This window comes from Maribacter aestuarii (assembly GCF_027474845.2).
GTDB lineage: Bacteria > Bacteroidota > Bacteroidia > Flavobacteriales > Flavobacteriaceae > Maribacter > Maribacter aestuarii.
The window spans coordinates 1,749,625-1,767,122 of record NZ_CP107031.2; the positions used below are offsets into that span (position 1 = coordinate 1,749,625).

Consider the following 17,498-nt stretch of genomic DNA (forward strand, 5'->3'; position numbering starts at 1 on the left):
TTTTTTGATGACTAAAAGGTCTAGAAAAGCCCAAAAACAGAACTCTGTTTTTGGGCTTTTTTGTTGTTTACGATAGCTTTTTAAAAGTATCCGAAAAAAAACCGACCACTCGGTCGGTACTGAAAACACAGGGGTTTTGAAAAATTTGACCTTTATTAAACGCCATTTCACAACATATAAGAGCTAGGCTACAACATATAATTCTGCACCTAAAAAGTAAGGTTAATATTTGTTATTGGAAAATTCCGTAATCAGGACTTCAACAAAGGGACTGTTTAGGAATACCAACGCAATACTCGACTATGACCAAGAATTTTACTTTTTCAGATAGGGCCAAACTTGCTGATCAAATGAAACCACTCACTATAAAAGGCTTTTTTCTAGCCTGCATTTTCTTTTTTACAACGTTTACTGCTTTTTCACAGGTAAAAAACGACTTTGATGTACGTTACGAAGCGGATATAAGAGGAGAATTAACTTTCATCGCGAATGCTATCGTAGCACCCGAATATGATGCTTATTGTACAGGAAGGCGTAGAAATAGGATTTGTTATCCAGACCAAACTCCTAATGACCCTTACGATTATACAGGTAGTGAGTCGCAGTTCAACGATAATCTCAACATGCAATACATTGACATTGATGGTGACAATACCACCTTCAGTTCGAGTAGTGCAACCTTGAATATTCCAGACCCAGATTGTTCTCTGGTAAGATATGCGGGACTCTATTGGTCTGCGGTTTATGTAAATCCAGACCGTAGTAATATAGATCAAGTTATGTTTAGAGTACCAGGTGGTGCTTATCAGGATATTACGGCTGACGAGGTTTTGTTTGATGGTGACGGCGATGCAGACTTTGGATACTACAGTCCTTATGCCATGTATGCCGATGTTACTTCTATTGTAACTGGCATGACCAATCCTAACGGAGATTATTTTGTAGCCAATGTATTGGCTAGTAATGGCGGTGGTATTTCCGGAGGTATATCTGGAGGATGGTCCATGGTCGTTGTATACGAAAACCCTAATCTACCGGGAAGCAAATACATAACCACTTTTGATGGATACGCAGGTATCAAATCAGGTGAAGAGGTTACTATACCCGTTAATGGTTTTACTACCCTACCAGCTCCTTTCCCGGTTATAGCAAACATGGGAGTAGCGGCTTTAGAAGGTGATAATAGAATTGGAGGAGATGGACTAGAGATAGACGCAAATGGAGTGGACACACCAATTTTATTCAATACGGAAAACCCTGCAAATAACTTTTTCAACTCCAGCATCACTATAAATGACGCTCCCTTTACAGCGAGGACACCGAATAGTGTAAACACATCCGGATGGGATGTGGATTTGTTCCAGATACCGAACACCAATAACAGGACAATACCTAATGACGCAACAAGTGCCAACTTAAGGGCTTTTTCTTCTCAGGATAAATATGATATCTTCTTCGCTTCATTTGATGTGGAGATAATTGCACCCAACATTATATTGGAAAAACGTGTAAATACGCCAGGAGGTGTTGATATTACTGGACAAGGCGTTAACCTTGGTCAAATCTTAGATTATGTGCTCACCTTTGACAATATTGGCAATGATGACGGTACCAATTACACCATAAGAGACGTCTTACCAGTAAATGTTTCTCCCCCAGACGGGCGTAACTTCTTTAATGCAACTGACTTTTCATTACCCCCAGGTGTAACATATACTTATGACCCTTCTACTAGAGAAGTGGTTTTTACGGTTCCTGACGATTTGGTACAGGATGAAGATCCTGAATATTCTATTAGAATGAGGGTACAAGTGGCAGAAAATTGCTTTGATTTTATTAATGCCTGTTCCGACCTTATCGAAAACTTGGCGTATGGCACTTATCAAGGCGTTCAGAATAGCGCAATGGTCACGGACGACCCTAGTGTTACCGATTTCAATTCGTGTGGATTTACCGTACCGGGTGCAACCAACTTTTTATTGGACGACCTTTCCGATTGTAACTTTAACAGAACTGTAGAATTATGTGGGGCCAGTGCTATATTAAATGCTGGTGATGGTTTTGATGAGTATATCTGGTATAGGGACAACAACGGAAATAATGATATTGATGCTGTTGATACCGTTATAAACGATGGTGATCCGGATAATGACCCGAGCACTATAGTAGTGAATGCAATAGGAACCTATATAGTGGATAAAATCGTTGCGGACCCCTGTAAAGGCTTTAAAGAGATTATTGTTGTTGAACCTTTTGGCTCTGGTACCCTTCCTCACCCGGTTATCGAATTTTTTAATGAAGTAAATGGCGATGCGGACCCATCCAATGACATTCCAGGAGAAATAGTTTCCTGTAGTGTTGACAATGATTTACTACCAAAACTTTTCCTTTGCGGAATAAACGACTCCCATCAGATTCAGGTTAACATCGTAGACGCACAAAGTATCGTATGGGAGCAATTAGATGAGGGTAGTTGTACACCATCAGGGGATGATTGTGCCAACAAAGCGCTTACCTGTACTTGGAACCAAGTAGGAACGGGTAGTAATTATATTTTAAATTCCGAGGGTCAATATCGTCTTTCCGTCACGTATCAGAATGGATGTACAAGCCGATTTTATTTTAACGGTTTCCAAAACAATTTGGACCTTCAATACACCAATAGGGATATTGTTTGTGCTACTCCCGGAAATATTTCCATTACCAATCTGGGCAACGGGTACGGGTACCAACTTATAGATGATTCAAACAACAATATAATTGTTCCTTTTAGTGACAATAACGGACCTAGTTTTGATTTCAATTCTGGCGAAAACGGTGCTTATAGAGTAGAAGTTACTCCACTGGATGGAAATGGTGACCCCATAGCGAACGCTTGTGTCTTTACAACTCCGGTGATTGGAATTTTGGAGAGGGACGTAACTTATGCGGTCAACGTAACTCCAGCAACTTGTTTTGCATTAGGGACCATAAATATTCAAGTTAATAATGCCGATGCAAATTATGAATATGAAATTAGACTTGACGACGGTAGTAACGGTGGCGCCGGCACCTTAATAGACAATGAAACTGCACAACCGGACAACAACTTTACGTTTACCGATTTATCCCCGGGTAATTATATCGCAATCGCAAGAACTGCCGATGGTTGTTCGTATACCGAACAGGTTACGATATTGAACAATAATGACCTTACGCTAGATGCCAGGGTTTCTCAACATATTACCTGTAGGGAAGGAAATATTTTAATGGATTCAGGAGGTGGACAAACTCCGCATACTTACGCTATCTGGTCATATGTAGATGAGTTAGGGACAAACGTTACTTCCTATGCGACCCCACAGGATATACCTTCTTCCGAATTTCAGACGAGTCAAATTTTTGATATACTAGATCCAGGGGATTACACATTTGTAGTCGTAGACCGAAACAATTGTTTTGCTTTTTCAAATACGGTTAGTATAGAATTTAGGCCTGCTGCGGAATTCGACCCTACTTCGGTTATTGATGTTGCTTGTTTTGGCGATTCAAGTGGTACAATTCAATTTAACCTAATAGACGACAATGGGTACCAGCTTACCTTTTTTCTCTATGATGAGAACGGCGTGGAATTAGCGACCAATAGTTCAGGATTTTTCCCGAACCTTCCAGCGGGAGACTATTCCATTATAATCAACCAAAGGAAAGGAAGTTCTTCCTGTGATTATGAAGAGAACTATACTATTGCTGCTCCTTCTAATGCGGTGGACGCGACATCGGTCTTGATTCAGGATTACACCTGTTTACAAGAGGCAATCATAGAAGCGCAAAGTGTTACTGGCGGTACATCACCCTACGAATATAGTATTGATGGCATCAATTTTATACCGGACACTACTCCAAATGCCAATCGTTTTGAAAACTTAACCGAGGGGACTTACATTATAACGGTTAGGGACGCTGCGGGCTGTACTTTTCCGACCGACCCCATCACCATTGACCCCCTCAATGAACCAACTGATCTAACCTTTGCGGCAACAGCACCTAATTGTCCTGATCTTACCTCGGATGTAACAGTTTCCGTAGTAGACGGGAACCCACTTTTTACATATGAGATTATAGCTCCCGCCGGGGATGCCGTGAACAACGGCAATTCCAACGTGTTTACCGCTTTGGCCCCTGGTACGTATACTTTTAGGGTTACGGATAACAAAGGGTGTGCTATCCAAGAGGATTTCACAATTGCCCCAGTGGATAGAATAAGCACTACGGGAATTTTAGATAACAATGTTACTTGCTTTGGTCTGTCGGATGGCGCTATAACCTATACCGTTGCCGATTTTTCCGGCACGTACGATTATACAGTAACAGGTCCAGCGACCTTTTCTGATTCGGCACAAACAAATAACAGTATTTCATTAAACGGACTTGCGGCCGGAACCTATACAATAGAGGTAACCGACAACAACACTAATTGTACTGATACGGCATCTGTAACGGTAGAGGCTCCTCCGGCAGCTCTCCTTATATCTGATTTGGATGTTACGGACCTAACATGTTCTAGCTCTGGAACCGTACCTGGTTCTGTAGTTGTTACGGCTACAGATGGCTGGGGTGGATATGAATATGAATTAGAGGATCCTGCTGGGACAGTAACTGGCCCACAGAGCACAAATTCTTTTACAGGATTAACAGACACTTCAGGAAATTATTCAGTTACAGTTCGTGATGCGGGAGGCTGTGAAGTAACCCAGACCTTTAACCTAAACCCAACAGTTGCACCCGTTTTGGAGGTTACTGCCAATAGTTTGTGTTATGATAGTACAACAGGATTAATTCTTACGGCGAATGTCACTTCTGGAGGGGAAGCACCTTTTCAATATCGTTTGAACGGTGGCCCGTATCAAAGTCAAACGGACTTTACAGGCTTAGGTCCTGGAAGTTACACTGTTGAGGTAATAGACAGTAAAAATTGTACGGCAACAACATCAATTGATGTTTTTCCCACCATGAGTGCTTCAGCCAGTTTAATAAAGGATTTAGATTGTACTGCATCACCTGATGCCCAAATAGAAATTTCGATTGCAGGAGGTAACCCAAGCTTTAGTTTCGAAGTCTTTTTGAACGGAACTTCTTTTCAAGCAAATATAGCGGCCCCAAGTATTCCGTTTACATATACGACTACTACTTCCGGTACATATGCGTTTGTAATAACCGATAATGAATCTTGTACAATTACAACAAATGAAGTTATTGTAAGCGATGCTTTACCACCTACCAGCACTCCAATAATTACCGATGTAAGATGTAATGGAGATACTAATGGAGTAGTGGACTTAAACATATCTGGTGGTTTGGCACCTTATAGCATTGTCTTTGATGGTAGTGTACCATCAGCACAAGAAATATACACTGACTTAGCAGCTGGTTCTTATAACTATGCAATTACAGACAGTAAAGGATGTGTAACCAACGGTACAGCCGTAGTTAGTGAGCCAAATGCATTGGTACTTGGCACCGATATCACTACGGATTATGATTGTACAACAGGTGCAGCAACCATAAGTGTCATTAGTGTTAACGGTGGTATAGGTCCATTTGAGTACAGTATTGATGGTGTTAATTTTGATGGAACAACTGCATTTACAGGTCTTTTGGATGGTTCTTATACAATTACTGTTAGAGATGCCAACTTATGTACGGCAACAAGCAACGAAATTATTGCTCCATTAAACGAACCTACCGATCTTTCATTTACACAGACTGCAGTTACTTGCCCTGCATTAACAAGTGATGTAACGGTTACAGTTACCGATGGCAATCCAAATTTTATATATGAAATTGTTGCCCCTGCAGGGGATGCTGTCAACAACGGAAATTCCAATGTGTTCAATGCATTGGCTGTAGGTACTTACACCTTCAGGGTAACTGATGATAAAGGATGTTTTATTGAGGAGGATTATACTATAGCACCTATTGATCAGGTTACGGCTGTTTCTCAAATAGTAAGCAATGTAACTTGTGTTGGGGACAGTGATGGTGAATTTACGTTTACGGTGACTGATTTTGTAAGCACGTATAGTTATACGGTTGAAGATAGTCTAGGTAATCCTATTCAGTCAGCAACTACTATTAGTATAACAACACCTATTTCAGTACCTGGATTGGCTGCAGATACGTATGTGGTTAATGTTATAGACGATACAACAAACTGTAGTACAACAATTAACCCTGTAATTGCTGAGCCTTCGGCAATTTTAGATTTCACCTTTACCAACTCACCGGCTACATGTATTGAAAATGCTACAATAACGGTTACGGCAACGGGTGGTTGGGGTAACTATGAATACGAATTGGAAAATACTGTTGGCCCCGCAATTGTGTACGCTTATAGCAACAATAACGAGTTTACGAATGTTCCATCAGGCACTTACAATATTTATGTAAGGGATGCCAATGGGTGCATCGTTACACGACCAATAACTATTACACCTGCTGTTGCGCCAACATTAGCTTTGGCAACTTCAGATTTTTGTTATGACAGTATAGACCAAGCTTCGTTGACCATTGACATTACAGATGGGGTGGCGCCATATTCGTATAGCATTAACAGCGGAGGTCAAAATGCTATTGTTGGAAATCAGTTTACGGTTTCCAACCTTACTCCAAACACGTACAATATTCAGGTGACGGATGCTTATGGTTGTATTTCGAATGTGATTACAGAGACCATAGAACCTCAATTAACGGCAAATGCCGTTTTAACCCAGGATCTTTTGTGTACAGGAAATGCCATTATCGATGTGACCATTGCTAATGGATATACGCCTTATGCTACCTATCAAGTTCAATTTAATGGTGGTGGTTATGGAGCAACAACACCAATTGTAGGAAATACATTCACCTATAATGGTGCAAGTGCCGCAGGGACATACCAATTTTTGATAACGGATGCTAGAGGCTGTACAATTGAAACAAATGAAGTTATTGTAACACCCGCTTTACCACCTGCAAGCCTTCCTATTATTACCGATGTAAGATGTAATGGAGATACTAATGGAGTAGTGGACTTAAACATATCTGGCGGTTCGGTGCCTTATAGTATTATCTTTGATGGTAGTGCACCATCAGCACAAGAAATATACACTGACTTAGCAGCTGGTTCTTATAACTATACAATTACAGATAGTAAAGGATGTGTAACCAACGGTACAGCCGTAGTTAGTGAGCCTAATGCTTTAATACTTACGACTGGTATCACTACAGATTATGATTGTACAACAGGCTCTGCCACTATAAGCGTAACAAATGTAAATGGAGGTACTGGCCCATTCGAGTACAGCATAGATGGTGTTAATTTTGTCGGCACTACAGATTTCACTGGTTTAACTGATGGAACATATACAATAACTGTAAGGGACGCGAACCTTTGTACGGCAGCAAGTATTGAGGTAATAGATCCATTAAACGAACCTACCGATCTTTCATTTATCCAGACTGCACCAACTTGCCCTGCAATAGTAAGTGATGTAACGGTTACTGTCACAGATGGAAACGGACCTTTTACCTATGAAATTATTGCACCAGCTGCAAGTGCTACTAATAATTCAAATAACAATGTATTTACAGGCTTGGCACCGGGCACATACACTTTTAGGGTAACCGATGCCAAAGACTGTTTTGTAGATGAAGATTATACCATAAACCCAATACCTCAGGTTAGTGTTTTGTATCAATTAGTTAGTAACGTAACCTGTGTTGGGGACACTGATGGGGAATTTGTATTTACAGTCTCTGATTTTGTGAGTACGTACAGTTATACAGTAGAAGATAGTTTAGGTAATCCTATTCAATCTGCAAATAATATCAATACTACAACACCAATCTCTGTTCCCGGTTTAGCTGCGGACTCCTACGTCGTTAATGTAGTAGATGATACTACAAATTGCGATGTGTCCACTTCGGCATTAATTTCTGAGCCAGCTGTTGCTTTAGATTTTACGTTTACCAACACACCGGTTTCATGTATAGAAAATGCCGAGATTACAGTCACTGCAACTGGTGGCTGGGGAAGTTACGAGTACCAATTGGAAAACACTGTCGGCCCTGCAATTGTTTATGCCTATAATGGCAACAATGTGTTCTCCAACGTTCCTGCCGGCACGTATACTATTTATGTTAGGGATCTAAACGGATGTATTGTAGACAAGCCTATAACTTTAGACCCTGCCGAAACACCGTCCATAGCTTTAGGAACCTCTGATTTTTGTTATGATAGCACAGACCAAGCTTCGTTGACCATTGACATTACAGATGGTGTAGCTCCCTATTCATATAGCATTAACGGAGGTGGCCAAAACATAATTACTGGCAGTCAGTTTACAGTTGCGAACCTTACTCCAAACACATATAACATTGTAGTTACAGATGCCTTTGGCTGTACATCCAATACGATAACAGAAACTATTGAGCCGCAATTAACGGCAAATGCCGTTTTGACCCAAGATTTGTTGTGTACAGGAAATGCCATTATCGATGTGACCATTGCTAGTGGTTACCTCCCGTATGCTACCTATCAAGTTCAATTTAATGGTGGTGGTTATGGAGCAACAACGCCAATTGTAGGAAATACATTTAACTATAATGGTGCAAGTGCCGCAGGTACATACCAATTTTTGATAACGGATGCTAGAGGTTGTACAATTGAGACAAATGAAGTAATTGTTGAACCTACCGTAATACCTCAAGCGACTCCTTTAGTAACTGATGTTGCATGTTTTGGGGGAGCAGATGGTTCTGTTTTTATAGATGTTGATGAAAATTTTGGATTAGCGCCATATACCATTAGTTTTAATGGGAGTGCTTTTTCTTTAACTACAACCTATTCCGGTTTGGCTGCTGGTAACTACCCATATATCGTAAGGGATAATAAAGGTTGTGAATTTAACGGAAATGCCGTTGTAAACGAACCGTTACAGATACTTTCTTCCATGACCTCAAGGGATGTTACCTGTAGTAATGTTCCCGGAGGAGGTAATGTTCTAGGAGGAATAGATGTAACTATTACGCAAGGAGGTTTTGCTAATTTCACCTATACTCTTTATGATAGTGCCAATAATATCGTAGTACTTGATAGTGGAGATCCGAACCCGGCCATTTCTGCTAGTACAACGCATTCTTTTGACGGTGTCGATTTTGGTGATTATTACGTACGAATTATTGATGGGAATGGATGCGAGAGCGATTTAGGTTCCGTGAGGGTAAGATCTAACCCGTATTTGACGTTAACATCAAATATTCCACCACCAGACTGCCCAACAGGTGGTACGGCCATTATTACGGCCTCAGGTGGTTCTGGAGACTATAGTTTTCAAATCTTTGATATTGGAACTCTTCCAAATACCGAGGTTTCCACAGGCCCAACATCGGAAGAGGCAACGTTTAACGGACTTAATCCAGGACAAACATATATCATAGAGGCGACGGACAACGTTAACCTATGTACGAGTTATCAAGAAGTGGTTATTCCGCCATTGTCTACCATATCAGCTGTTGTAGATACTTTTACCAATATCTCATGTTTTGGTTCCGATGATGGAACAATTAACTTCACTGTGGATAATTATGATGCCAGTGTTACCAATATAGATTGGGAAATTTTAAACGCCATAACAAATACAAGTGTTACTGGCACGGGCACCTATTCAGGAAATATTGGTCCAGGTCCGGCTGGAGGCCCTCAGAGTTTGACGGTAAACCAAATCCCACCAGGGGATTATGTTTTATTGGTTAGAGAGGCATCCGCTCCTTCCTGTACTACCACCACCACTTTTAGAATAACGGAACCTTCTGCAACAGTGCTAAGTTTAATTAGCAGTACAAATGCTAATTGCTTTTCAGACAGTGAAGTAACGGTACGGGCTAGTGGTGGAACAGCACCATATACCTATGCTTATGTTGCAAATGGATCACCTGTACCTAGTTCATTCCCAGAAGGACAAACGTTTACATTGGATCCTTCGGTTAGTTTGGATTGGGATATATATGCGCAAGATGCTAACTTATGTATTTCCCCGGTATTACAAGTAACTATAACTGAAGATCCAATTCCCGCCATATCCTTGTCGATAGTCGACGAGTGTGTTTCCGAGGGTACGTACCAGGTGGAGGTTACGATGGACGTAGCCGGAGTCGGCCCTTACCGGATCAGTGTCGACGGCGGTTCCCCGCAGTCCGCCCCTGGGTGGGTTTCCGCGGGCGACGTAGTAACGGTGTCCAACCTGTCATCGGGCGCGCACACGATAGCCATCGTGGACGCCAACGGATGCGGGGAGACCGAGAACATAACGATATTCCCACCGTTGACGGCCCTTGCGGTTGTGAGCTCCGACGAGAACTGTGACCCTGCCAATACGGGCGAGGTAACGGTCAGCGCCAATGGCGGATCCGGAGTGTATACCTTTACGCAGACAAGTCCTGCGGGACCTTCCAATGGAACCGGTGTATTTTCGGGCTTGACACATTCTGTTTCCTATACCTTCGAGGTAGAGGACACGTCAACGAACTGTATGGTCCCTGTAACTATCACCCTACCGGCACCTGAGTTGCCTACCTTTACCTTGTCGGCCACTGACGTTAGCTGTTTCGGCGGCAACGACGGCACGATTACGGTAACCTTGGACCCGGGCAATATAGATACGCCGTACTTATATAGTCTTGACGGCGGGACCACTACACAGCCAACGAACGTGTTCACTGGCTTGGTTGCGGACACCTATAATGTTACGGTTATCTCCGACAAGGGATGTGAGGATACAATGTCCATAGACGTAGAAGAGCCAAGTTTATTGGCGATTTCCGCCAGTGCATCGGCATATACCTGTGACGATACGGCAAGTACGATAACGGTAACGATAGACAATGACGGAACGGGCAACCCATCGGGAACCGGCCCATACCTATATAGTTTTGACAATGGCGCCAACTTTGGTACAGACAACACGTACCAGGCGGCCTATGGTTCCGCTGCGGTCAATGTAGTGGTGGAGGACAGCAACGGATGCCAGGATACCGTATCGGTACCGGTCCCCGTGATGCAGGAGGTAACCGCGGTAATAAACCAATTGCAGATAATAGACTGTACCAATGGAGAAGAGATCATAGAGATCGTAGCATCCAACGGCTCAGGGAACTATACCTATACACAATTACCTAGTGGCAATGTGGTAGCGGACCCGACCAATATAGTGATCACCGCACCTGGCAACTATGTATACGAGATAACGGACACGACAACGAACTGTTCGGTGACCGTGGAGCACAACGTGGCGCCATACGACCTTATCGATGCCGTTGCGACCGCAACGAATGACGCTACCTGTAGCGATAGTACCGACGGTACGATTGAGGTTACGGTAACGGGCTATGTTGGAACGTTCGAATATGAGGTACGTGATGGTTCGGGTACTGCGGTAACCGCCACTATTACGGACAATGCCACGGCAGACCCATATGTGTTCACTGTACCAAGTACATTCGGCGCAGGCACCTATACGGTGGCAATTACGGCAACCGCCTACCCAGAATGTACGGCGGTAACGAACACGGTTACGATAGATGCCCCAGAGCCATTGGCACTTACCTTGGTGGATGTGGTGAACGCGAACTGTAACGTATCCGATGCGGTGGTAACTGTTCTTGCGAACGGGGGAACACCGGCATATACGTACGGTGCGTCACAGAGCGGAGCGGGAGTTCCCGGCGCCTTTACCTTTGACAGTACGATAGAACTGGACCCATCGGTGAACCTTAACTGGGACATCTATGTACGGGACAGTAACGGTTGTATCATAGGAGCGCCATTGGCGGTCACCATAGCCATGGACCCTACCCCGGCCATATCCTTGTCGATAGTCGACGAGTGTGTTTCCGAGGGTACGTACCAGGTGGAGGTTACGATGGACGTAGCCGGAGTCGGCCCTTACCGGATCAGTGTCGACGGCGGTTCCCCGCAGTCCGCCCCTGGGTGGGTTTCCGCGGGCGACGTAGTAACGGTGTCCAACCTGTCATCGGGCGCGCACACGATAGCCATCGTGGACGCCAACGGATGCGGGGAGACCGAGAACATAACGATATTCCCACCGTTGACGGCCCTTGCGGTTGTGAGCTCCGACGAGAACTGTGACCCTGCCAATACGGGCGAGGTAACGGTCAGCGCCAATGGCGGATCCGGAGTGTATACCTTTACGCAGACAAGTCCTGCGGGACCTTCCAATGGAACCGGTGTATTTTCGGGCTTGACACATTCTGTTTCCTATACCTTCGAGGTAGAGGACACGTCAACGAACTGTATGGTCCCTGTAACTATCACCCTACCGGCACCTGAGTTGCCTACCTTTACCTTGTCGGCCACTGACGTTAGCTGTTTCGGCGGCAACGACGGCACGATTACGGTAACCTTGGACCCGGGCAATATAGATACGCCGTACTTATATAGTCTTGACGGCGGGACCACTACACAGCCAACGAACGTGTTCACTGGCTTGGTTGCGGACACCTATAATGTTACGGTTATCTCCGACAAGGGATGTGAGGATACAATGTCCATAGACGTAGAAGAGCCAAGTTTATTGGCGATTTCCGCCAGTGCATCGGCATATACCTGTGACGATACGGCAAGTACGATAACGGTAACGATAGACAATGACGGAACGGGCAACCCATCGGGAACCGGCCCATACCTATATAGTTTTGACAATGGCGCCAACTTTGGTACAGACAACACGTACCAGGCGGCCTATGGTTCCGCTGCGGTCAATGTAGTGGTGGAGGACAGCAACGGATGCCAGGATACCGTATCGGTACCGGTCCCCGTGATGCAGGAGGTAACCGCGGTAATAAACCAATTGCAGATAATAGACTGTACCAATGGAGAAGAGATCATAGAGATCGTAGCATCCAACGGCTCAGGGAACTATACCTATACACAATTACCTAGTGGCAATGTGGTAGCGGACCCGACCAATATAGTGATCACCGCACCTGGCAACTATGTATACGAGATAACGGACACGACAACGAACTGTTCGGTGACCGTGGAGCACAACGTGGCGCCATACGACCTTATCGATGCCGTTGCGACCGCAACGAATGACGCTACCTGTAGCGATAGTACCGACGGTACGATTGAGGTTACGGTAACGGGCTATGTTGGAACGTTCGAATATGAGGTACGTGATGGTTCGGGTACTGCGGTAACCGCCACTATTACGGACAATGCCACGGCAGACCCATATGTGTTCACTGTACCAAGTACATTCGGCGCAGGCACCTATACGGTGGCAATTACGGCAACCGCCTACCCAGAATGTACGGCGGTAACGAACACGGTTACGATAGATGCCCCAGAGCCATTGGCACTTACCTTGGTGGATGTGGTGAACGCGAACTGTAACGTATCCGATGCGGTGGTAACTGTTCTTGCGAACGGGGGAACACCGGCATATACGTACGGTGCGTCACAGAGCGGAGCGGGAGTTCCCGGCGCCTTTACCTTTGACAGTACGATAGAACTGGACCCATCGGTGAACCTTAACTGGGACATCTATGTACGGGACAGTAACGGTTGTATCATAGGAGCGCCATTGGCGGTCACCATAGCCATGGACCCTACCCCGGCCATATCCTTGTCGATAGTCGACGAGTGTGTTTCCGAGGGTACGTACCAGGTGGAGGTTACGATGGACGTAGCCGGAGTCGGCCCTTACCGGATCAGTGTCGACGGCGGTTCCCCGCAGTCCGCCCCTGGGTGGGTTTCCGCGGGCGACGTAGTAACGGTGTCCAACCTGTCATCGGGCGCGCACACGATAGCCATCGTGGACGCCAACGGATGCGGGGAGACCGAGAACATAACCATTGAACCTGAATTACAGATTAGCGCATCAGTAAATGCACAGCCAAGCTGTATTACCAATGATGGTATAATTGACTTTTCAATTACTGGAGGTTCAGGAGCATCAACTGTTCAATTATTGCGATCAGATTTATCCGATACTGGGCTTGTACCTACAGGAAATCAGTTTTTGGGTGTAGCTTTTGGAAATTATATAGTTAGAGTAACCGACAATACATTAGGGACACCAAACTGTTTTGCAGATGCACCAGTTTCATTGGAAGAACCGACACCTGTAACTTTATTGGCTACGGATAAAACGGATGTCTCTTGTGCTGGACTTTCAGACGGAAGTATCACAATTAACTTGGCTCCAACAAGTGTAGGGGTAAATGATAACCCACCCTACGTGTATGAAATTACAGATGGGACAAACACATTTACCCAAAATACGCGATTATTTACTGGTCTACCTGCCGCAACGTATGATATAACAGTCACATCTAATAGAAACTGTATTGCTACGGATCAAATAATCATTGAAGAACCACTTGCCTTAGATGCTGCGGTTACCAACATTACACAATTGTCTTGTGATGTAGATAACAGCACTCAAACAGCAACTATTGAAGTAACGATTAGTTCGGGTACAGGAACACCAAACTATTTCTACAGTGTAAATGGAGGAACCTTCCGTCCAACTGGAGGAAATGTTTTTACCTACGAAACCACTATTGCGGGTAATTATGATATTGTTGTAAGGGACCAAAACGGTTGTCCGTTCCCATTACCAACACAAACCATTGCACCTTTAAACACGTTTACCGCAATTGTTACTCAAAATGTAGCAATATCCTGTATAAACCCAGAAGAAGTTTTAGTTACCGTCACTGATGACGGAAACCCACATAACTATACTTTTGAGCTGTTGCCAATTGGGAATCCTTTTGGAACACAAACAGCAGTAACAGCCACAACGGCAACGTATGACTTGATTGCCGTAGGAAACTACACGTTTAGGGTTACTGATGTAGATACGGGATGCTATGTAGATACGGCACCTTACGAAATAGCTCCTTTCAACTTTATTGATGTTGTCGCAACCGCTACAACACCGGTAACTTGCTTTGGAGATGGTAACGGAGCATTGGAAGTTAATATTACAGGATATACGGGTACGTACAGCTATCAAGTGTTTGATAGTACCGGCAACATAGTTGGTGGATTAGTAAATACCGATACTTCTGTGAACCCAAGACCAATTGGAGGGCTATCTGGAGGAAACTATTACGTGCGAATTACGGAGACTGCCGTTCCATTCTGTTCGGAAGATTCAAACACAGTAACAATTTCATCGCCTGATATGCCGCTTACGGCTGTAGTCGACGTTTTGGCAGAACCCACATGTACGGACGACCAAGGTGAAATTCGAATTGATCCAAGTGGCGGCTACGCCCCATACGACATCGATATGACAAATACGACCACTGGTCAGACCTACAGTGCTACAGATGTTCAAGCGATTTCCTTCAATGGACTTTCAGCAGGTAATTTCGATATCACCGTTACCGATGCTTCCGGTTGTGTTTATAATGATACCGAAGTATTGAATCCGGCCACTCCCATTGTAGCTGATGCGACTCCTCTAGTAACCGATTTGGCTTGCTACGGAGATAATGGAGCAATGGTTTCAGCAAATGTTACGGGAGGAGGAAGCGGTTCGTATGAGTACCAATTGAATTATTATGACCCTTCGGGTACCACGATAACATTTACCACCGGACAACAGCTAAGTCCAGACTTTAATGATCTTGGCGCTGGTATCTACAGTATAACTGTATCGGATGGTTGGAACTGCGACGTAACGACCAATACCGTTGAAGTTAGGGAGCCGACCTTGGTCGAGGCCCTACTAATTAGAACCGACCCATTAACCTGTGCCACAGGAGTGGAATTTGAGTTATCGGCAACGGGAGGAAGCGGCACATACGAATATAGTACAGATAATGTTACGTTCCTTCCAATGACAAGCAACCCGATTGGATTGCCAGCTACAGGAACTTTCCCAGCGGGTACGTATCAATATTTTGTGAGGGATGCGGTTAACGGATGTGAGGCTGTAGTTTCCAATGCAATTACAGAGGACCCAATAGTTCCATTGACTTTGGTCGTGGATAATAGTGCGGCATTTATCAACTGTACAGGAGAAAGTACCGCGATAATTTACGCGGAGGCAGATGGTGGACTTGGAAATTATCAATACGAGTTATTTACAGACGCTTCCTTGTCAATTGCCTCGAGAATATCCGGGCCCCAACCTTTTGGAGAGTTCAGAAACCTACCTGCAGGAACCTATTATGTATCGGTAACTAGCGAGGATTGTGTAACAACACCGGAAGAAGTAGTTATACTTGAGCCTACTCCTTTAAGTTATACAGAAGATATTGTGAACATCACATGTGCAGGGGAGGAGAACGGTAGTATTACCGTAACCTTATCTGGTGGTGCTGGTGGATATCAGTATGCGATATCTCCTAACCTAAATCAGTTTGATACAATTAATACATTTACAGATTTGGCGCCTGGAGACTACACTGTTATTGCCCAAGATCAAAATGGTTGTTTCGAGTACCTGGAATATACAATTACAGAGCCGACCATGCTTATGGTAGATGCCACGACTACACCTGAAATCTGTGTTGATAGTCAAGACGCAACAATCTCCTTGAATATTTCCGGAGGGACTGCCCCGTATAGTACTGCTTTAAATTCCAACGATGATGCGGATTTTGTACAGGACAGGGTAGACTTTATGGATATGGCCGCGGGAAACTATTTGATATTCATAAGGGATGCTAACGGTTGTGAGATAAATGTCGTTGTTGACATAGAATCAGGCGTAAACCTTAATGCAGTTGTTGAACCTGTTTACGAGTGCTCTGGAAATATTCCGGACAATTATGTAAACATTACTTTGGAGGACCCATCAGTCATTGGAGATGTGTTGTATGCATTGGATTCTACCGACTCATCGGCTATGCAGTTAAATCCGGATTTCCGAAATATAGCTCCCGGCAATCATTTTATTGCCATAGCTCATGCCAATGGCTGTATACAGACCGTAGACTTTACTATTGAAGCTTTCGAGCCACTGACGCTTATATTGGAACAAAGAAATCTCAATGAGATTACGGCGATTGCAGAAGGAGGTAGAGAAGGTTACACGTTCTACTTTGACGGCAGAAACAATGAGGATGACAACACCTTCTACATTACAAGAACGGATACCTATGAGGTAATCGTAGTAGATGAGAATGGTTGTGAAGCGGCGGCAAGTATTTTCATGGAATTCATTGATATAGAAATCCCTAACTTCTTTACACCTGATGGTGATGGACAGAACGATTTCTGGATACCAAGGAACATGGAACAGTTCCCGGAAATACTAATAAAAATATTTGATCGTTATGGTAGAGTGGTATCCGAACAATCCTTTGATTCGCAGGGCTGGGACGGTAAATATGCAGGCAACGAATTGCCTACGGGAGACTACTGGTATGTGATTCAGTTAAACGGAGCTGAGGACGATCGAGAATTCGTAGGGCATTTTACACTGTACAGATAAGAA

General features: G+C 44.1%; 1 protein-coding gene. It reads left to right on the forward strand.

Going from position 1 to position 17,498, the window contains the following annotated elements; genetic code table 11:
- Positions 1 to 302: 302 nt before the first annotated feature.
- A complete protein-coding gene (locus tag N8A89_RS07970; protein ID WP_289645289.1) occupies positions 303 to 17,495 on the forward strand; it encodes a T9SS type B sorting domain-containing protein in 17,193 nt (5,730 codons plus the stop codon).
- Positions 17,496 to 17,498 lie beyond the last annotated feature (3 nt).